This window comes from Streptomyces sp. PA03-5A, from assembly GCF_033792725.1.
GTDB lineage: Bacteria > Actinomycetota > Actinomycetes > Streptomycetales > Streptomycetaceae > Actinacidiphila.
On the sequence record NZ_JARAVL010000024.1, the window covers coordinates 116,456 to 134,126 of the forward strand.

Annotated in this window: 18 protein-coding genes; 5 read left to right on the forward strand and 13 right to left on the reverse strand. The window is 73.0% G+C overall.

The features are described from left to right. Both PV410_RS28165 and aroH read right to left on the reverse strand, forming a co-directional pair. On the reverse strand, positions 1-1,002 hold a 1,002-nt coding region (locus PV410_RS28165; protein WP_500328545.1), incomplete at its 3' end, for a prephenate dehydrogenase. Next, entirely contained in the window at positions 999-1,361 is a 363-nt protein-coding gene (gene aroH / locus PV410_RS28170) for a chorismate mutase (RefSeq protein ID WP_500328547.1), read from the reverse strand. The genes aroH and PV410_RS28165, both read right to left, overlap by 4 nt. A gap of 118 nt (positions 1,362-1,479) precedes the next feature. Here aroH and PV410_RS28175 point away from each other — a divergent pair, with 118 nt between their 5' ends. From PV410_RS28175 to PV410_RS28195, 5 genes are all read left to right on the forward strand, one after another. Then, the gene (locus PV410_RS28175) at positions 1,480-1,842 is read left to right on the forward strand and encodes a DUF952 domain-containing protein (RefSeq protein ID WP_500328549.1); all 363 of its coding nucleotides are present in this window, start codon (positions 1,480-1,482) and stop codon (positions 1,840-1,842) included. Positions 1,843-1,931: 89 nt separating this feature from the next. After that, positions 1,932-2,591, forward strand: coding sequence for a hypothetical protein (locus tag PV410_RS28180; RefSeq protein WP_500328550.1), 660 nt, complete (start codon positions 1,932-1,934; stop codon positions 2,589-2,591). A 33-nt stretch (positions 2,592-2,624) separates the two neighbouring features. Then, complete coding sequence (locus PV410_RS28185) at positions 2,625-3,215, forward strand: DUF6529 family protein (RefSeq protein ID WP_500328552.1); 591 nt, start codon at positions 2,625-2,627, stop codon at positions 3,213-3,215. Then, the gene (locus PV410_RS28190; RefSeq protein ID WP_500328553.1) at positions 3,212-3,664 is read left to right on the forward strand and encodes a Rieske (2Fe-2S) protein; all 453 of its coding nucleotides are present in this window, start codon (positions 3,212-3,214) and stop codon (positions 3,662-3,664) included. Before PV410_RS28185 ends, PV410_RS28190 begins: the two co-directional genes overlap by 4 nt. Positions 3,665-3,682: 18 nt before the next feature. Then, positions 3,683-4,393 carry a nucleotidyltransferase domain-containing protein gene (locus tag PV410_RS28195; RefSeq protein ID WP_500328554.1) on the forward strand — a complete coding sequence of 237 codons (711 nt, stop codon included), beginning with the start codon at positions 3,683-3,685 and terminating at the stop codon, positions 4,391-4,393. Here PV410_RS28195 and PV410_RS28200 read toward each other — a convergent pair. The 11 genes from PV410_RS28200 to pyrG all read right to left on the reverse strand — a co-directional run bounded on the left by PV410_RS28200 (position 4,352) and on the right by pyrG (position 17,520). Continuing rightward, positions 4,352-5,341: an ADP-ribosylglycohydrolase family protein gene (locus PV410_RS28200; RefSeq protein ID WP_500328596.1), complete on the reverse strand. Its 990-nt coding sequence runs from the start codon at positions 5,339-5,341 to the stop codon at positions 4,352-4,354. The genes PV410_RS28195 and PV410_RS28200 overlap by 42 nt on opposite strands. A gap of 20 nt (positions 5,342-5,361) precedes the next feature. Beyond that, entirely contained in the window at positions 5,362-6,138 is a 777-nt protein-coding gene (locus PV410_RS28205; RefSeq protein WP_500328556.1) for a nucleotidyltransferase domain-containing protein, read from the reverse strand. Between the two features lie 118 nt (positions 6,139-6,256). Next, positions 6,257-7,357: a pseudouridine synthase gene (locus tag PV410_RS28210; protein WP_500328558.1), complete on the reverse strand. Its 1,101-nt coding sequence runs from the start codon at positions 7,355-7,357 to the stop codon at positions 6,257-6,259. Further along, positions 7,357-8,034: an SMC-Scp complex subunit ScpB gene (gene scpB / locus PV410_RS28215; protein ID WP_500328560.1), complete on the reverse strand. Its 678-nt coding sequence runs from the start codon at positions 8,032-8,034 to the stop codon at positions 7,357-7,359. Before scpB ends, PV410_RS28210 begins: the two co-directional genes overlap by 1 nt. After that, a complete protein-coding gene (locus PV410_RS28220) occupies positions 8,027-9,190 on the reverse strand; it encodes a segregation and condensation protein A (protein WP_500328562.1) in 1,164 nt (387 codons plus the stop codon). Before PV410_RS28220 ends, scpB begins: the two co-directional genes overlap by 8 nt. Before the next feature lie 61 nt (positions 9,191-9,251). Continuing rightward, positions 9,252-9,917 carry a hypothetical protein gene (locus PV410_RS28225; protein WP_500328564.1) on the reverse strand — a complete coding sequence of 222 codons (666 nt, stop codon included), beginning with the start codon at positions 9,915-9,917 and terminating at the stop codon, positions 9,252-9,254. Continuing rightward, positions 9,914-10,987: a ParA family protein gene (locus tag PV410_RS28230; protein WP_499511083.1), complete on the reverse strand. Its 1,074-nt coding sequence runs from the start codon at positions 10,985-10,987 to the stop codon at positions 9,914-9,916. Before PV410_RS28230 ends, PV410_RS28225 begins: the two co-directional genes overlap by 4 nt. A 364-nt stretch (positions 10,988-11,351) precedes the next feature. Continuing rightward, positions 11,352-12,467 (reverse strand): alanine dehydrogenase, encoded by a 1,116-nt coding sequence (gene ald, locus PV410_RS28235; protein WP_500328598.1) that lies wholly within the window; start codon positions 12,465-12,467, stop codon positions 11,352-11,354. A 250-nt stretch (positions 12,468-12,717) separates the two neighbouring features. After that, positions 12,718-15,057 carry a tetratricopeptide repeat protein gene (locus PV410_RS28240; RefSeq protein WP_500328566.1) on the reverse strand — a complete coding sequence of 780 codons (2,340 nt, stop codon included), beginning with the start codon at positions 15,055-15,057 and terminating at the stop codon, positions 12,718-12,720. A 129-nt stretch (positions 15,058-15,186) separates the two neighbouring features. Further along, positions 15,187-15,810 carry an NUDIX domain-containing protein gene (locus tag PV410_RS28245; RefSeq protein WP_500328568.1) on the reverse strand — a complete coding sequence of 208 codons (624 nt, stop codon included), beginning with the start codon at positions 15,808-15,810 and terminating at the stop codon, positions 15,187-15,189. Positions 15,811-15,873: 63 nt separating this feature from the next. Next, positions 15,874-17,520 carry a CTP synthase gene (gene pyrG / locus PV410_RS28250; RefSeq protein WP_500328600.1) on the reverse strand — a complete coding sequence of 549 codons (1,647 nt, stop codon included), beginning with the start codon at positions 17,518-17,520 and terminating at the stop codon, positions 15,874-15,876. Positions 17,521-17,671 lie beyond the last annotated feature (151 nt).

Genomic DNA, 17,671 nt, shown 5'->3' on the forward strand with positions numbered 1-17,671 from the left:
ACCCGCCTGCTGCCCCGTCGAATGCTCGATCCGCACGTCCTCGATGTTGACCCCCGCCGCCCCCGTGTCCCCGAAGAGCCGCGCGAGCTCCCCCGGCTGGTCGCCGATGAGGACGGCGACGACGTCGTAGGACTTGGGGGCGGAGCCGTGCTTGCCGGGGACCTTGGACCGGCCGGCGTTGCCGCGGCGGAGGAGGTCCTCGATGCCGGCGGCGCCGTCGCGGCGCTTGACGTCGTCCGCGGACTGCAGAGCCCGCAGGGACTCGACGGTCTCCGTCAGGTCGGCGGCGAGATCGGCGAGGACGTCGGCGACCGGGCCGGGGTTGGCGGAGAGGATGTCGATCCACATGCCGGGCTGCGAGCCCGCGACCCGGGTGACGTCGCGGATGCCCTGGCCGCACAGGCGGACCGCGCTGTCCTCGGCGTGCTGCAGCCGCGCCGCGACCATGCTGGAGACCAGCTGGGGGGTGTGCGAGACGAGGGCGACGGCGCGGTCGTGGGCGTCGGCGTCCATCACGACGGGGACGGCGCGGCAGAGCGCGACCAGCTCCAGGGCGAGGTTGAGCACCTCGGTCTCGGTGACCGGGGTCGGGGTGAGCACCCAGGGGCGGCCCTCGAAGAGGTCGGCGGTCGCGGCCAGGGGGCCGGAGCGCTCGCGGCCGGACATGGGGTGCGTGCCGATGTACGAGGTCAGGTCGCAGCCGAGCGCCTCCAGGTCGCGGCGCGGTCCGGCCTTGACGCTGGCGACGTCCAGGTAGCCGCGGGCGAGCCCGCGGCGCTGGGCGTCGGCGACGGTCGCGGCGACGTGGGCCGGCGGCACGGCGACGATCGCGAGGTCGACCCGGCCGGACGGGGGTTCGTCGGTGCCCGCGCCGAGCGCGGCGGCGGTGCGCACCACGGCGGGGTCGTGGTCCTCCAGGTGGACCTCGACGCCGCGCGCGGCGAGCGCGAGGGCGGCGGATGTGCCGATGAGGCCGGTACCGATGACGAGGGCGGTTCTCACTGGGCGATGTCCTTGCGGAGGGCGGCCGCGGCGCCGAGGTAGACGTGGGAGATCTCACCCTTGGACAGGCCGGACTCGACGTGGGCGAGGATGCGCACGACCCGGGGCATGGCGCCGGCGATGTCGAGTTCCTGCGCGCAGATCAGCGGCACGTCGGTGATGCCGAGCTTGCGCGCGGCGACCGCCGGGAAGTCGCTGTGGAGGTCCGGGGTGGCGGTGAACCAGACGCTGATCAGGTCGTCCACCGCGATGCCGTTGCGCTCCAGGATGGCGGTGAGCAGCTCGGCGACCTGCTCGTGCATGTGCTCCGCCTCGTCCCGCTCCAGCTGGACGGCTCCGCGGACCGCTCGTACCGCCACGTCATCGCTCCCTGTGTTGCTGCGCGCACGTACCTGGTCAGCGTAGTCGGGGCGGACGGGGCGCGGCGGACACGCCCGCCCTGCGAGACGCCAGGGGTGCTGCGGTACACCATGAAGCATGATCTTCCACCTTGTTCCGCTGGACGACTGGCTGCGCGACCCGGACCGTCCGTACGCGCCCTCGTCGCTCGCCGAGGACGGGTTCGTGCACTGCGCGCCCGACGAGGCGGTTGCGCTCGCCGTCGCCGACGCCTTCTACCGGGGCACCCCGGGCCCGCTGATGGTGCTGCTGATCGACGAGGAGGCCCTGGAGGCCCGTGTGCTGTGGGAGGACGCCGATCCGGTGCCGCCGCCGGGGGTCCCGCAGGAGACGCGCTTCCCGCACGTGTACGGGCGCATCAACCGCAGCGCGGTGGTCGGGATGCTGGAGGTGCAGCGGGACACGGAGGGTCGCGCGGTGGCGCTGGCGGTGTGGTCGTGAGCGCCGCTTCGTCCTGACACGCCCCTGGACGCGGGGCGGGCCGTCCGCTTCGATGGTGCCCTGACCGCGCGGCCTCGGGGGAGGCGGACATGAAGCGTTCCGGACCGCTCCACACGCTCCTCGCGGGGCTGGCACTCGCGCTGATCATGCTGTCGCTCAACGCGACGACGGAACCGCCGCAGGTGGGGCCGAAGGGCGGCGGCCCGCCGGCCGCGAGCCGGACGCCGTCCGCCGCCCCGCCGTCGTCGGCCCCCGCGGCCTCCCCGTCCCGCAGCACCGCGGTCCCCCGCCCGGACGCGGACTACGCGGGCCGCACCGGCGACGACGCGGCGAGCGTCGCGATCGCGCTGCGCGACGGCAAGGCCGTCGCGTACGTCTGCGACGGGCGCACCAAGGAGGCCTGGCTGCGCGGCGACGTCCGGGAAGACGGCGGCATGCGCCTGACCGGCGACCGGGGCGCCTCGCTGGAGGGCACCCTGGAGGGCGGCCGCGTCACCGGCGAGGTGCGGCTGACCGGCGTGGAGCAGCCCTTCACCGCGCAGCGCGCGGTCAAGCCGTCCGGTCTGTACCGGGCGACCGCCTCGGTGCGCGGCGCGCGGGTCGTCGGCGGCTGGATCGTGCTCCCGAACGGCAAGCAGGTGGGGATCGTCTCGCGCGACGGCGAACCGTCGGCGGCGCCCGTCATCGACCCCGCCACCGGCGCCGTGACCGTGGACGGCACGCAGCTCACCGCACGGCCGATCCCCTGACCGTCCGCCCGCAGGCAGGAGCAGGAGCGCCCCATGAACGTGGACCCGAACGCCGCCACCACGTCCTTCCCGGCCCCGTCACCGCGCCCCCGCCGGCGGGTCGCCGTGTTCCTCGTCCCCGCGGTCGCCGCCGCGGCGGTCGCGGTCGCCCTCGGCGCGTACGGCAGGGTGCACGACCCGGCCGGCACCGCCTTCAACCTGGCCGGTTTCTCCAGCACGGGCGCGGTCAAGTCCTGGCTCGCCACGGCCGCCTTCGCCTTCGCCCTGGTGCAGGCGGTCTCGGCGCTGGTGATGTACGGCAAGGTGCCGGGCGTCCGCGCCCCCTCCTGGACCGGAGGGCTGCACCGCTGGTCGGGCCGGATCGCGTTCCTGCTGGCCATCCCGGTCGCCGTGCACTGCCTGTACGCGTTGGGCTATCAGACGTACAGCAGCCGCGTGATGGGGCACTCGCTGCTCGGGTGCTTCTTTTTCGGGGCATTCACCGCAAAGATGCTGCTGCTGCGGGCCGAGCGACTGCCGGGCTGGCTGCTGCCGGTCGTCGGCGGGCTGGTCTTCACGGCGCTGACGGTGCTGTGGCTTACGTCCGCGTTGTGGTTCTTCAGAACGGTCGGGGTGACGACATGAAGCGACGCATGGTGCTGCTGTCCACGGCAGCGCTGGCGGGTTGCAGCAAGTACGGCGAAGAGAGCGCGCCGCCCGCGGCGGCGACCTCCGCGCCACCACCGGCCTCGGAGCCCGTCTCCGCGCCGAGCTCGGCACCGGCCTCCGCTCCCCCGTCGGGGGAGGGCGCGGCGCTGGTGAAGGCGGCCGACGTGCCCGTGGGCGGCGGCACGGTGATCACGGACAAGAAGGTCGTGGTGACCCAGCCCCAGGCCGGCGAGTTCAAGGCCTTCTCAGCCGTCTGCACCCACCAGGGTTGCATCGTGAACAGCGTCTCCGACGGCACCATCAACTGCCCCTGCCACGGCAGCAAGTTCCGCATCACCGACGCCTCGGTGGCCGCGGGACCGGCCAAGAAGCCGCTTCCCCCCGAGGAGATCACCGAAAAAGACGGCGAGATCTTCCTCGTGTAGCCCGTACGATCCCCGTCCATGCGCGACCACGACCTCGTACGCCGGCACACCGTCTACGCCTGTGTGATGGGCTCACGCGCCTTCGGCCTGGCCACGGACGGCAGTGACACCGACCGCCGCGGGGTGTACGTGGCGCCCACGCCGCTCTTCTGGCGGTTCGACAAGCCGCCCCGCCACGTGGACGGCCCGGAGCCCGAGCAGTTCTCCTGGGAGCTGGAGCGGTTCTGCGAGCTCGCGCTGCGCGCCAACCCCAACATCCTGGAGTGCCTCCACTCCCCGCTCGTCGAGCACGTGGACGACACCGGGAAGGAACTGCTCGCCCTGCGCGGCGCCTTCCTGTCCCGGCACGTCCACGAGAGCTTCGCCCGCTACGCCACCGGCCAGCTGCGGAAGCTGGAGGCCGACGTCCGCACGCACGGCGCGCCCCGCTGGAAGCACGCCATGCACCTGCTGCGTCTGCTGATCAGCGCCCGCGACCTGCTGCGCACCGGCGAACTGCGCATAGGGGTCGGCGACCACCGGGAGCGGTTGCTGGCGGTCAAGCGCGGCGAGGTCGGCTGGTCCGAGACGGAGTCCTGGATGCTCCGGCTGTACGGGGAGGCCGAGGCCGCCGCGCCGCGCAGTCCGCTCCCGGACGAGCCGGACCGGGCCCGCGTCGAGGACTTCCTCGTCCGGGTCCGGCGGGCGTCAGCCGCCGTCACCGTCCCAGAGGGCGCCGAGGGCCAGTAGTTCGTCGCGGTGCTCGATGCGCTCCACCCAGGCGTCCGGCCAGGCCGCGAGACCGTGGTGCGCGCCGGCGAAGGCGCCCGTCAGGCAGGCGATGGAGTCGGAGTCCCCCGAGGAGCACGCCGCCCGGCGCACCGCGGTGACGGGTTCGTCGGGGAAGAGCAGGAAGCACAGCAGGCCGGTCGCGAACGCCTCCTCGGCGATCCAGCCCGCGCCGCCGGCCAGGCACGGGTCGGCCTCCCGGTCGGGCGCCGCGAGCGCCTCGTCGAGGCGGTCGAGCACCCCGAGGCACTCGTCCCAGCCGCGCCGGACGAAGGCCACCGGGCCGTGGTCCTGGGCACGCAGCCACAGGTCGCCGAGCCACCACTCGTGGTACGTGTCGCGCTGCTCCATCGCGTAGCCGCGCAGCAGGGTGGTCAGTTCCGCGGGCGCGGCGCCCTGAGCGAGCAGGTGGACGGCGTGCGCGGTGAGGTCCGAGGCCGCGAGCGCCGTGGGGTGGCCGTGGGTGAGCGCGGACTGCAACTGGGCCGCCCCCGCCCTTTCCTCGGGGCGCAGGCCGGGGACGAGGCCGACCGGGGCGACCCGCATGTTCGCGCCGCAGCCCTTGGAGCCGGTCTGGCTGGCCTCCTGCCAGGGCCGGTCCGGGTGGTCCAGCTTCTCGCAGGCGACCAGGCAGGTGCGGCCGGGGGCGCGGTTGTTGTCGGGCGAGTGGTACCAGTCGACGTACTCCTCGCGCACCGGGCGGGCGAGCCGGGACGGCGTGAGGGGGCCGCGGTCCATCGCCGTGCGCAGCCCGCGGGCGAGGGCGAGCGTCATCTGCGTGTCGTCGGTGACGAAGGCCGGGCGGGGCAGCTCCATCTCCCGCCACGGACCGCACTTGGCGAGGATCGACGGGACGTCGTTGAACTCCGTGGGGAAACCGAGCGCGTCACCGATCGCCAGCCCCGCCATCGCCCCCGAGGCGGCCCGTCTCACGCCGCGGCCACCCGGGTGCGCACGACCAGGTCGTGGAGGGCGTCGTAGGCCGCCGGCTCGCCGGGCAGCCGGGTGTCCCGCTGCGCGTCGTCCAGACCGGCGTGCAGGGCCTCGACGTCGGCGCGGACGCGGCGCGGGTCGAGGTCCATGGCGAGGCCGTGCTCGGCGACGGCCTTCTCGTGGATGAGTTCGCGGACGTACCCGGGGGCGGTGACGTGGTCCAGCAGCGTCGGCAGGTGCGCCTCGACGGTGCCGGTGCGCATCAGGTGGATGCCGGTCAGCAGCACCCGGAAGGTGTAGAGCAGCGGCTTGAGCTCGCCGGTCTTCTCGTACAGCTCCCACTGGGTACGGGCGAAGCCCCGGTAGTGGTGGGCGTGGTGGCTGGTGATGACCCCGGGTGCCAGGTCGACCAGTTGGGCGTGGACGCCGCTGGTGTGCACCACGAGCGGGGACAGCAGCTGCTCCAGGACGTAGCCGTTGCGCCGCAGCATGAGCCGGGCGAACTTCAGCAGGTCGTGGGTGACCAGGTCGAGTTCGAGGCCGTCCTGCTCCCACATGCGGGTCTGGGTCTCCTCGCCCTCCCGCAGCCCGATCAGGTCGGACAGCGGGAGGAGGTGGACGCCGCGCAGGTCCACGTCGGAGTCGCGGGACGGGAAGCCGTACAGGTGCGCACCGGAGACGGTGGCGAACAGCAACGGGTGTCCCTGCTGCGCGAGGACCGGGGAGAGTTCGGGCAGCCCGGCCCCGCGCAGACGTTCGGCGTGGATGGTCATGGCGCCATCCTTCCCGGAACGGCGTCCTCCGGGAAAGTCCTTATCCGATGGGAAGCCGGTCAGAGAACCGGTCCGGCAGGGGGCGCGGACCGGCCCGTGACGGCGGGGACCGGACGGCTCAGAGGTCGACCTCGCGCATGAGCATGCCCACCTCGGTGTTGGTGAGCCGCCGCAGCCACCCGGACTTCTGGTCGCCGAGCGCGATCGGGCCGAAGCTGGTGCGGACCAGCTTGTCGACCGGGAAGCCCGCCTCGGCCAGCATGCGGCGGACGATGTGCTTGCGGCCCTCGTGCAGGGTCACCTCGACGAGGTAGTTCTTGCCGGTCTGCTGCACGACGCGGAAGCTGTCGGCGCGGGCCCAGCCGTCCTCCAGCTCGATGCCGCTCTTGAGCTGCTTGCCGATGTCGCGCGGCAGCACGCCGTTGATCGCGGCGAGGTACGTCTTCTGCACGCCGTAGCGGGGGTGGGTCAGACGGTGGGCCAGCTCGCCGTGGTTGGTGAGCAGGATGATGCCCTCGGTCTCGGTGTCCAGCCGCCCGACGTGGAACAGCCGGGTCTCGCGGTTGGTGACGTAGTCGCCGAGGCACTGGCGGCCCTCGGGGTCCTCCATCGTGGAGACGACGCCGGCCGGTTTGTTCAGGGCGAAGAACAGGTACGACTGCGTGGCGACGGTCAGCCCGTCGACGCGCACCTCGTCCTTGTCCGGGTCCACGCGCAGGCCCTGCTCGGTGACGATCTTGCCGTTCACCTCGACACGGCGCTGCTCGATCAGCTCCTCGCACGCGCGGCGCGAGCCCATGCCCGCCCGGGCCAGCACCTTCTGCAGGCGCTCGCCCTCCTGCTCGGCGCCCGGGAAGGTCTTGGGGAGGTTCAGCTTGGGCTTGCTGTGCCGCTCGCGGTTGCGCTCCTCGATCTGGGCGTCGAGTTCGCGCGGGCGCGCGGGCGTGGACTTGCGGGGCTTGCCCGAGGCACCGCCCGGCTTGCCGCCGGTGCCGCCCGGCCTGCCGCCGGTGCCGCGCTTGGCGGCTCCGCCCGCTCCACCGGGGCCGCCGGAGCTGCCGCCGACGTCGTAGCGCCGCTCCTCCGGACGGGGCCGGCCCGCGCGCTTCTGCTGGTCGTCGCGCTGCCCCCCGGTCCTGGACCGGGACGTGCCCCCATCGGCACCCCGGGGATTCCGGTTGCCGCCGCTGTTCCTGCCGCTGCCGCTACTGCTTCGCATCAAGTATCCGTCGTCGAGTCCGGGTCGAATGAGGGGACGCCCTCCAGGGAGTCCGCCTCGACGGCGGCCGCCTCCGGGAGGAACGGGGCGAGCTCGGGCAGCTCGTCCAGGCCGCGCAGGCCCATCCGCTCCAGGAAGTAGTTCGTCGTCCTGTACAGGATCGCACCTGTCTCGGCTTCCGTCCCACACTCTTCCACCAGACCCCGCTGCAGAAGGGTGCGCATCACGCCGTCGCAGTTGACCCCGCGCACCGCGGAGACCCGGGACCGGCTCACCGGCTGCCGGTACGCGACGACCGCCAACGTCTCCAGCGCGGCCTGGGTCAGCCGGGCCTGCTGGCCGTCCAGGACGAACTTCTCGACGGCCGCGGCGTACGCGGGCCGGGTGTAGAACCGCCAGCCGCCCGCGATCAGGCGCAGGTCGAAGCCGCGGCCCTGCGCGGCGTACTCCTCCGCGAGGTCGTGGAGCGCGATCGCGATCTCCCGGCGCGGGCGCTCCAGCACCTTCGACAGGGTCTCCTCGGTGACGGGTTCGTCGACGACCATCAGGACCGCCTCCAGGGCGGGCCTCAGCTCCAGCTCCGCCACGGACAGCAGCCCCGCGGGCGCGCCCTCCGCCGCCTCACCGGTCCCCTCGACCGCCTCGGTCACCCCGGTCACCTCCGTCACGTCAGCCATCCTTCCCGTCCTTCGCGGCGGCCGGCACTTGGTCGAATTCGTCGGTGACGAGCGGCTGGGCCGGTGCCGCCTCGCCACCCGTCCAGCGGACCCGGAGCGTACCCAGGGCCTCCTCCTGCTCGAGCGCCACCGCCTTCTCCCGGTAAAGCTCCAGGAGTGCCAGGAAGCGCGCGACGACCGTCAGGGTGTCGGGGGCGTCGAAGGTGAGCTCCGTGAAGCTCGCCTCGCCGCGTTCGCGCAGCATCGCGATGACGTGCTCCGCCTGCTCGCGGACGCTCACCAACGGCGCGTGGATGTGGTCCACGTACACCTGCGGCTTCGGCTTCGGCTGCATCGCCTTGACGGCGAGCTGCGCGAAGCGTTCCGGACCGATGCTCAGCACCACCTCGGGCAGCAGCTCGGCGTGCTGCGGCTCCAGTCCCACGGTGCGGGGGTGGTGCAGCGCCTCGGCCTCCAGCCGCTCGGCGAAGATCGCGGCGATCTGCTTGTAGGCGCGGTACTGGAGCAGCCGGGCGAAGAGCAGGTCCCGGGCCTCCAGCAGGGCGAGGTCCTCCTCGTCCTCCACCTCGGCGGCGGGCAGCAGGCGCGCGGCCTTCAGGTCCAGCAGCGTCGCCGCGACGACCAGGAACTCCGTGGTCTGGTCCAGGTCCCAGTCCGGTCCCATGGCGCGGATGTGCGCCATGAACTCGTCCGTCACCTTGGACAGGGCGACCTCGGTGACGTCGAGCTTGTGCTTGGAGATCAGCTGCAGCAGCAGGTCGAAGGGGCCCTCGAAGTTCGCCAGCCGGACGGTGAACCGGCCGTCGTTCGCGGCGGCGCCCTCCTCGGCGTTCCCCTCGTCACCCGGCTCGTCACCCGGCTCGCCGGCAGGCTGCGGCTCCCCGTCCGGCGCGGCCTGGGGTCCGTCGTCCCCCGCCTCCGGTGCGGGCGGCGGCTCCGCGACGAGCAGGTGCCCCTCGGGCTGCGGGACGGCCTCCGCCGCTGCTTCGACGGCGGCAGGTGGCGGCGGCGCCGCGGGCGCGGTGTGGCCGAAGTCACTGCCCGCCTCGCCCGCGCCCTCGTCGGCCACGGCCGGAGGCGGCACGGGGTTCGCGCCGGGACCGCGGCCGAGGAGGCGGCGGGAGCGCTGCGGGCTGGCGGTGTCGTCGGGGGGCATGGGGGTCCAGATGGTGCTGACGGGGCCGTACGGAGGACGGCACCGTATCGCGCGGAGCGCGTCAGCGGCCGCGCAGGCGGCGTACGAGGATGCTCGCGTCGCCGCGGGATTCGAGGTCGGCCAGGACCACCGCGACCGCTTCGCGGACGATGCGCCCGCGGTCCACGGCGAGCCCGTGCTCCCCGCGCAGGACGAGGCGGGCGTGCTCGAGGTCCATCAGCTCCTCGGCGGAGACGTAGACGGTGATCTTCTCGTCGTGGCGCTCGCGCCCGCTGGGCCGCCTGGGGGCCCGACCGGACTTGCGGCGCGGCTGCGGGGGCTGCGGCGGCTGCGGAGCCGCCTGGGGGCCCGTGGAGCCCGTTCCGGGGGCCTGCAGGCCGCGCCGGACGGCCGGACCGGACGGACCCGCCTGCTCGGGGACGGAGCGGGCCGCGGGGGCGGGCGCGGTGCCGGGGTCGGTGCCGGCGTCCCGTCCGCCGTGCTCGGCGGCTTCGGAGGGCGCCGCGGACTCGCTGACGGGCGCCTCCTCGGGCGCCGGCTCCTCGGCGGGGGCGGGCACGGGCCGCAGCGGGCGTTCGCCGGGCGCGCCGGAGTCCGTGCCGGGGCCGCCGCCGGGGCCCGTGCCCGTGCCGGGAGTCTCGCCGTTGGCGTGCTGCCGCGGCGTCGCGGACTGGAGCCCCCGCCCCCCGGTGGTGCGGAACAGTTCGTCGGCCCCCGGGAGACTCACTCGGCGTGACACCGGGCGAGCACCTCCCTGGCGAGCTGGCGATAGGCGGCGGCGCCGACCGAATTGGAGGCGTAGGTGGTGATCGGCTCACCGGCGACCGTCGTCTCCGGGAAGCGGACGGTCCGTCCGATGACGGTGTGGTAGACGTGGTCGTCGAAGGCCTCGACGACCCGCGCCAGCACCTCGCGGCTGTGCACGGTGCGCGAGTCGTACATCGTGGCGAGGATGCCGTCCAGCTCCAGCTCGGGGTTGAGCCGTTCCCTGACCTTCTCGATGGTCTCGGTGAGCAGCGCGACACCGCGCAGCGCGAAGAACTCGCACTCCAGCGGGACGATCACCTGGTGGGCCGCGGTCAGGGCGTTGACGGTCAGCAGGCCGAGCGAGGGCTGACAGTCGATGATGACGTAGTCGTAGTCGGGCAGCAGCGGCTTCAACGCGCGCTGCAGCGAGGACTCGCGGGCCACCTCGCTGACCAACTGGACTTCCGCGGCCGACAGGTCGATGTTGCTGGGCAGCAGGTCCATGCCGGGCACCGCGGTCTTCAGCAGCACCTCATCGGCCGAGAGCCCGCGCTCCATCAGCAAGTTGTAGACCGTGACGTCCAGTTCCATCGGGTTGACGCCGAGGCCGACGGAGAGCGCGCCCTGCGGGTCGAAGTCGACCAGGAGGACGCGGCGGCCGTATTCGGCCAGCGCGGCACCGAGGTTGATGGTGGACGTCGTCTTGCCGACGCCGCCCTTCTGGTTGCACATGGCGATGATCTTCGCCGGGCCGTGGTCCGTCAGTGGGCCGGGGATCGGGAAGTACGGCAACGGGCGGCCGGTGGGGCCCACGCGCTCACGGCGCTGGCGCGCCGCGTCGGGTGCGAGCGTGGCCGCGTACTCGGGGTCGGGTTCGTACTCCGCGTCGGGGTCGTAGAACTGACCGTCCTGCAGCTCTTCTTCGTAGTGCGCCATGGGGTTCGCGTAACGCGTCTCGTTGTCTGTCCCGGTCCTGCGCGCCTCGAACGTCCGGACGGCCACGGAGGCCACCGGTTCGAGCCGTGCGGAGCCGTCGGTCTGCACGGTCATTCCTGGCTGACCACCCCCGGGAGCAAATGTCGACTCATTCACAAGTCGTCTTACCTCCTTGGTGACCAGGAAACTTCTCAATAGGTCAGCGTTGCAGCATGCCGACGGTTGGCGACTCTATGGCGTGTCGGTGGTTCACAGCAACACAATCCACCGGACACGGCACGATGTGTCGGCAACCGAACGTCTCGCTGTCAAGGGTGTAACGACGACGCCGGGGATGTTTCGCGGGGGGACGAATCGGCAAAACAGTATGGTTCCACGCGAACGGCCGGGCCTTGAGACTCAAGACCCGGCCGTGCGTACCGGATTGGCGACAAGTTGACGCCAACGCGAGAAAAATCGATCAGTCGACCAGCCGGCGTCAGCCGAGGACGGTGGCCAGGTCGACGGCGTCCAGGCCGTGGGCCTCGGCGACCGGGCCGTAGACGACCTGCCCCTCGTGGGTGTTGAGGCCCTTGGCGAGCGCGGCGTCCCGGCGCAGCGCCTCGCGCCAGCCGCGGTTGGCCAGCTCGACGATGTACGGCAGCGTCGCGTTGGTCAGCGCGTAGGTGGAGGTGTTCGGCACCGCACCCGGCATGTTGGCGACGCAGTAGAAGACCGAGTTGTGCACCGCGAAGGTCGGCTCGGCGTGCGTGGTGGGACGGGAGTCCTCGAAGCAGCCGCCCTGGTCGATCGCGATGTCGACGAGCACCGAGCCGGGCTTCATCCGGGAGACCAGCTCGTTGGTGACGAGCTTGGGGGCCTTGGCGCCCGGGATCAGGACGGCGCCGATGACGAGGTCGGCGTCCAGGACGGCCTTCTCCAGCTCGAAGGCGTTGGAGACGATGGTCTGCACCTTGGTGCCGAAGATCTTGTCGGCCTCGCGCAGCTTGTTGATGTCCCGGTCGAGCAGGGTGACGTGGAAGCCCATGCCGACGGCGATCTGCGCGGCGTTCCAGCCGGAGACGCCGCCGCCGATCACGACCGCCTTGGCCGGGGCCACACCCGGGACGCCGCCGGGGAGCACCCCGCGCCCGCCGGCCGAGCGCATCAGGTGGTACGCGCCGACCTGCGGGGCGAGCCGGCCGGCCACCTCGGACATCGGGGCGAGCAGCGGCAGCTGGCGGTTGGCGAACTCGACGGTCTCGTAAGCGATCGCGGTGGTGCCGGACTCCAGCAGCGCGTCGGTGCACTCGCGGGACGCCGCCAGGTGCAGGTAGGTGAAGAGGGTCTGGTCCTTGCGGAGACGGTGGTACTCCTCCGCGATCGGCTCCTTGACCTTCAGCACCAGGTCGGCGGCGGCCCACACCTCGTCGGCGGTCGGGAGGATCGTCGCACCGGCGGAGACGTACTCCTCGTTCGGGATGGACGAGCCGACGCCGGCGTCCTGCTCGACGAAGACCTCGTGGCCGCCTCGGACGAGCTCGTGCACGCCGGCGGGGGTGATGGCCACGCGGAACTCGTTGTTCTTGACCTCGCGGGGGATGCCGACCTTCACGTCGATCACGGTCCTGTTCACGGGAGTGGAGGGTTTGTGCAGGTCTCCGGACATGTCACCCCATAACGGAGTACGCCGGACCTGACCGCGATGTTCTGCGGTGTGACCAAGTGTAGTGAAGGAAGAGTCGCTGTCCAGCCTTACAAAGTGACTACTTTCAGCGAAGGCATTGGCAGTTTCGTAGGTACAGCTCGCGGACGGCGTGATCTGAGGGCCCCCGGTGGGCCCTTGGGCCCGGAAACAGAGGCGCTCAGTCCTCCTCGGGCTGCGGAATCTCCTCGGCGGGCAGCAGCCGGCGCGCCGCGGCCCGCTGGAGCCGGGCGCCCGCCGGGTCCCCGAGCCGCTCCAGGGTGTCGGCCATGCGCAGCAGCACGGCGCCCTCCAGCCGCCGCTCCCCCGCCTGCCGGGCCCAGTACAGGGCGTCACGGCAGGTCCGCAGGGCGTCCTCGGGGTGGCCCGCGTACTCCTGGACCCGGGCCACCTCGCTGAGGGCACGGGCCTGCGCGGGCAGGTCCTTCAGCCGGCGGTGGGCGGCCGCCGCGGCACGCCACTCGCGCAGCGCGTTGCCGTAGTGGGCGGCGTAGGTGAACAGGGCGCCGAGCCTGGAGTGCAGCCGCGCCTGGTGGACCACCTCGCCCCGGGCCTGCCGCAGGGCCAGCGCCCTGCCGTACCAGTCGGAGGCGCGCTGTGGGTCGTCCAGCTCCAAATAGGTCCCGGCGATGGCCTCCAGCGCGCGGCCCTCGGCGTCACCGTCGTAGGCCTCCCGGGAGGCCACCAGCGCGGCCCGGTAGCGGTCGAGGGCGTCGAGCGGGCGGGCCGCCTCCACGTCCAGGTCGCCGATGTTCAGCAGGGCCGCCGCCTTCTCGCGGTGCAGTCCGCGCCGCTCGGCCACGTCCAGCACCAGGTGGTGGAGCCGGTAGCGCTCCGGCGCGGTCGCGCCGCCGTCGGGGTCCGCGGCGAGGGCCCGGACGAGCGCGGCCATGAGACGGCGGGCCAGGGTGTCCAGTTCGCCGTCCGCGACCGCCAGTCGTGCGGAGGCCAGCAGGACCGGCAGCCGCAGCCGCAGCCACCCGGCCGCGACCGGACGGCCGGCGAAGCGCAGCGACTTGGGCAGCCCGTCCGGTTCCGACTCGCCCTCCAGGCACATCCGGCACGCGTGCAGCAGCCGTACCGTGCGCTCCAGCATCCGGGCGCGGGCGAGCAGCACCTCGGACGGCTTCTCCGTGCTCTCCAGCAGTGCCCGCAGCGGCGGGGTGAGCCAGCCCGGCACGCGGTACTGCGCCGGCAGGTCGCCGGCCGCCGGCTCGGGGTGCAGCAGCCCGCAGCCGGCCAGGTCCGCGAGCGTGGCCTGCGCGGCCTCGACCGAGCAGCCGCCCAGGGCGGAGGCGGTCTGCGCGTCGGTCAGGCCCGAGGGGGCGAGCGCGAGCAGGCGCAGCATGCGGGCCACGGCGGGCGACAGCGCTCCGTAGACGAAGCGGAAGGCGCGCAGCAGCTCCGGCGCGGGAGTGGCGCGCGGGGTGGGCGGCGGGGCGGCGTTCCCCTTCTCCTCCGCTCCCCCGGAACCGTCGGCGTCCCGAGCGCCGCCGGGCTTCCGCGCGGTCGGGTCGGCGGACGTGCCCGCCCGGCGCAGCACCCGCGCCTGCCCGTCCGCGGCCAGGCCGCGCAGCGCCTCCGGCAGCGGGTTGCTGCCCGTGCGGTACCCGACGTCGGCGCGGAGCGTGCCGTCGCCCCGGGTGGCCGTGCCGCCCTCGGCGGCCACAGGAGCCGCCGGTCCGGCGGCGGCGGCCGGCTCGGCGGCCTCGGCGTGCAGCCTGCGGGTGGCCTCGGCGACGGAGGTGCGGGGCTGGGCGGCGAGCCATGCGGCGACCAGGCGCAGCGCCGCGGGATGGCCGCCGCACTCCTGGGCGAGAGCCTCCGCGGCCCGGGGGTCGTTGGTGATCCGCACCCGGCCAACGGCCTCGGCCAGCAGGTCGACGCACGCCACCGGGTCGAGCCCGCCCAGGGTGCACGGGCGTACGTCGTGGACGCCGGGCAGCGGCCCCTCGGCCGTGGCGACCAGCAGGTTCCCCGAGCCCTTGGGCATCAGGTCCAGCAGCTGGCGGGAGTCCACGACGTCGTCCAGGACGAGGACGGCCTTGCGCCCGTTCAGGGCGGTGCGCAGCGCGGCCTGCAGTTCCTCGCGCTCCGCGGCCGGTTCGACCTCGACGTCCATCGCGCGCAGCAGCGAGCGGGCGGACTGCTCGGGCGGCACCGGACGGCCGTCGTTCTCACTGAGCCGTACGTAGAACTGGCCGCCGGGGTAGCGGTCGGCGACCTCGTGGGCGAGGCGCACGGCCAGCGCCGTCCGTCCCGAGCCCGGCCGGCCGGCCACGAGGAGCACGCGGCTACCGTCGGGCGTCTGGCCGCGCAGGGCCGCCAGGCCCGGCCGGTCGATGTCGGCACGCAGTTCCTCGAGCTCGCGGCGGCGCCCGACGAACCCCGGCAGGCCGGGGGGCAGCGTGCCGTGTGCCGGGGTCTGCGACGCCGGCCCCCACGGGCCGTCGTCAGAGGCCGCCGCCGATGCGTCGGCGTCCAGCACGTGATCCGCCACGGGCCCACTCCCGTTCTCCTACGAACGGCAAGAGCCTAGTTCACGGTATGGGTCCAACCCCCCTGCGCGACGCGGCGGATCCGGTCAATGATCACCCTCTCGGACGATCGGATGGTCAGACCGAACGGGTCACACGGAGAACGGTCGCGCGGGCCACTCGGCCTCGGCGGGACGCAGCGCCTGCAGGCCGTCCCCCGCCCGGGCGGCCTGCAGCGCGAGCACGCCCACCACGAGGCAGTTGTTGTGCAGTTCCCCGGCGAGGACGCCGCGGACCAGCTCGTCCACCGGGACCCGGGCGAACTCCATGTCGGCCTCTTCCTCCGACACCTCGAAGCGCTCGCCCTCCACCTCGGACAGGCCCCGCGCCAGGAAGATCCGCACGGCCTCGTCGCAGCCGCCGGGCGTGGTGTACACGTCCGTGAGCACCCGCCAGTCCTCGGCCTTGACGTGGGCCTCCTCGTACAGCTCGCGCTGGGCGGCGTGCAGCGGGTTCTCGCCGGGGACGTCGAGCAGTCCGGCGGGGATCTCCCACAGCTTCATCCGCACGGGGTGGCGGTACTGCTTGAGGACCAGCACCCGGTCCCGGTCGTCGAGGGCGAGCACGGCCACCGAGCCGGGGTGGACCTGGTAGTCGCGCCGGGCGACGCCGCCGTCGGGCATGACGACGTCATCGGTGCGGACGCTGGTCTTCTTCCCGGTGAAGGGGGTGGCGGTGGCGGTGACCCGCCACTCCTCGGGAGTGTCCTTCAGCATGGTGCCCTCCGTACGCGGTACCGGGGCGGGCCGTTCGCCGGCCCGCCCCGGCAACCGTACCGATCAACCCTTGAGGCGCTCGACGGCGGCCGCGACCAGACCCGCGAACAGGGGGTGCGGACGGGTCGGGCGGGACTTGAGTTCGGGGTGCGCCTGGGTGGCCACCAGGTACGGGTGCACGTCGCGGGGGTACTCGACGTACTCGACCAGCGTGTTGTCCGGGGAGGTGCCGGAGAACACCAGGCCGGCCTTCTTCTCCAGCTCGCCGCGGTAGGCGTTGTTCACCTCGTAGCGGTGGCGGTGCCGCTCCTCGACGTAGGGCTCGCCGCCGTAGACCTCGCGGACGATGGAACCCTCGGCGAGCTTCGCCGGGTACAGGCCCAGCCGCATGGTTCCGCCGAGGTCGCCCTGGCCGGCGACGATGTCGAGCTGCTCGGCCATGGTGGAGATCACCGGGTGCGCGGTCGCGGCGTCGAACTCGGTGGAGTTGGCGTCCGGAATGCCGGCCAGGCTGCGGGCCGCCTCGATGACCACGCACTGCAGGCCCAGGCACAGACCCAGCAGCGGGATGCGGTTCTCGCGGGCGAAGGTGATCGCCGAGACCTTGCCCTCCACACCGCGGTCGCCGAAGCCGCCGGGCACGCAGATCGCGTCCACGTCGCCGAGCTGACGGGCCGCGCCGGCCGCGGTCTTGCAGTCGTCCGAGGTCACCCACTTGATGTTGACCTTGGCGTTGTTGGCGAAGCCGCCGGCGCGCAGCGCCTCGGTCACCGACAGGTAGGCGTCCGGCAGGTCGATGTACTTGCCGACGAGGGCGACCTTCACCTCGTGCTCGGGCTGGTGGACCCGCCCCAGCAGGTCGTCCCACTGCGTCCAGTCGACGTCGCGGAACGGCAGGTTCAGCTTGCGGACCACGTACGCGTCCAGGCCCTCGGTGTGCAGCACCTTGGGGATGTCGTAGATCGACGGGGCGTCGATCGCCGCGACCACGGCCTCCTCGTCGACGTCGCACATCAGCGAGATCTTGCGCTTGATGGAGGTCGGCACGTCGCGGTCGGCGCGCAGCACGATCGCGTCGGGCTGGATGCCGATGCTGCGCAGCGCGGCCACGGAGTGCTGGGTCGGCTTGGTCTTCAGCTCGCCGGAGGGGCCGATGTACGGGAGCAGTGAGATGTGCATCACGAAGACGTTGTCCCGGCCGACCTCGTGCCGGACCTGCCGCACGGACTCCAGGAAGGGCAGCGACTCGATGTCGCCGACGGTGCCGCCGACCTCCGTGATCACCACGTCCACGTCCTCGGTCGCCATGCGCCGGATGCGGGACTTGATCTCGTTGGTGATGTGCGGGATGACCTGCACGGTGTCGCCCAGGTACTCGCCGCGCCGCTCCTTGGCGATCACCGAGGAGTACACCTGGCCGGTGGTGACGTTGGCCGAGCCGGCGAGGTTCACGTCCAGGAAGCGCTCGTAGTGGCCGATGTCCAGGTCGGTCTCGGCGCCATCGTCCGTGACGAACACCTCACCGTGCTGGAACGGGTTCATCGTGCCCGGGTCCACGTTGAGGTACGGGTCGAGCTTCTGCATGGTGACGCGCAGACCCCGGGCCTTGAGCAGTGCGCCGAGGCTGGAGGCGGTCAGTCCCTTGCCGAGCGAGGAGGCGACACCCCCAGTGACGAAGAGGTGCTTGGTCGTCGTGGATTTGGGCGGCAGTGCCAACAGGGGGCTCCCGTGGTCGCGAGGTGGTGGTCGGGACGGCACCATGGTGATGAAGAGGGGTGTCGTCGCGGCGGTTCAGTGGTTCAGGCCACCGGCCCACGGGCTACCAGGGTATCAGTGACGCGCACCAGACGGTGCGGGCGGC

Coding starts and splice junctions, on each gene's coding strand:
- PV410_RS28175 (WP_500328549.1), top strand. CDS start 1,480: ATGATCTTCCACCTTGTTCCGCTGGACGACTGGCTGCGCGACCCGGAC.
- PV410_RS28180 (WP_500328550.1), top strand. CDS start 1,932: ATGAAGCGTTCCGGACCGCTCCACACGCTCCTCGCGGGGCTGGCACTC.
- PV410_RS28185 (WP_500328552.1), top strand. CDS start 2,625: ATGAACGTGGACCCGAACGCCGCCACCACGTCCTTCCCGGCCCCGTCA.
- PV410_RS28190 (WP_500328553.1), top strand. CDS start 3,212: ATGAAGCGACGCATGGTGCTGCTGTCCACGGCAGCGCTGGCGGGTTGC.
- PV410_RS28195 (WP_500328554.1), top strand. CDS start 3,683: ATGCGCGACCACGACCTCGTACGCCGGCACACCGTCTACGCCTGTGTG.
- PV410_RS28200 (WP_500328596.1), bottom strand. CDS start 5,341: ATGGCGGGGCTGGCGATCGGTGACGCGCTCGGTTTCCCCACGGAGTTC.
- PV410_RS28205 (WP_500328556.1), bottom strand. CDS start 6,138: ATGACCATCCACGCCGAACGTCTGCGCGGGGCCGGGCTGCCCGAACTC.
- PV410_RS28210 (WP_500328558.1), bottom strand. CDS start 7,357: ATGCGAAGCAGTAGCGGCAGCGGCAGGAACAGCGGCGGCAACCGGAAT.
- scpB (WP_500328560.1), bottom strand. CDS start 8,034: ATGGCTGACGTGACGGAGGTGACCGGGGTGACCGAGGCGGTCGAGGGG.
- PV410_RS28220 (WP_500328562.1), bottom strand. CDS start 9,190: ATGCCCCCCGACGACACCGCCAGCCCGCAGCGCTCCCGCCGCCTCCTC.
- PV410_RS28230 (WP_499511083.1), bottom strand. CDS start 10,987: ATGACCGTGCAGACCGACGGCTCCGCACGGCTCGAACCGGTGGCCTCC.
- PV410_RS28245 (WP_500328568.1), bottom strand. CDS start 15,810: ATGCTGAAGGACACTCCCGAGGAGTGGCGGGTCACCGCCACCGCCACC.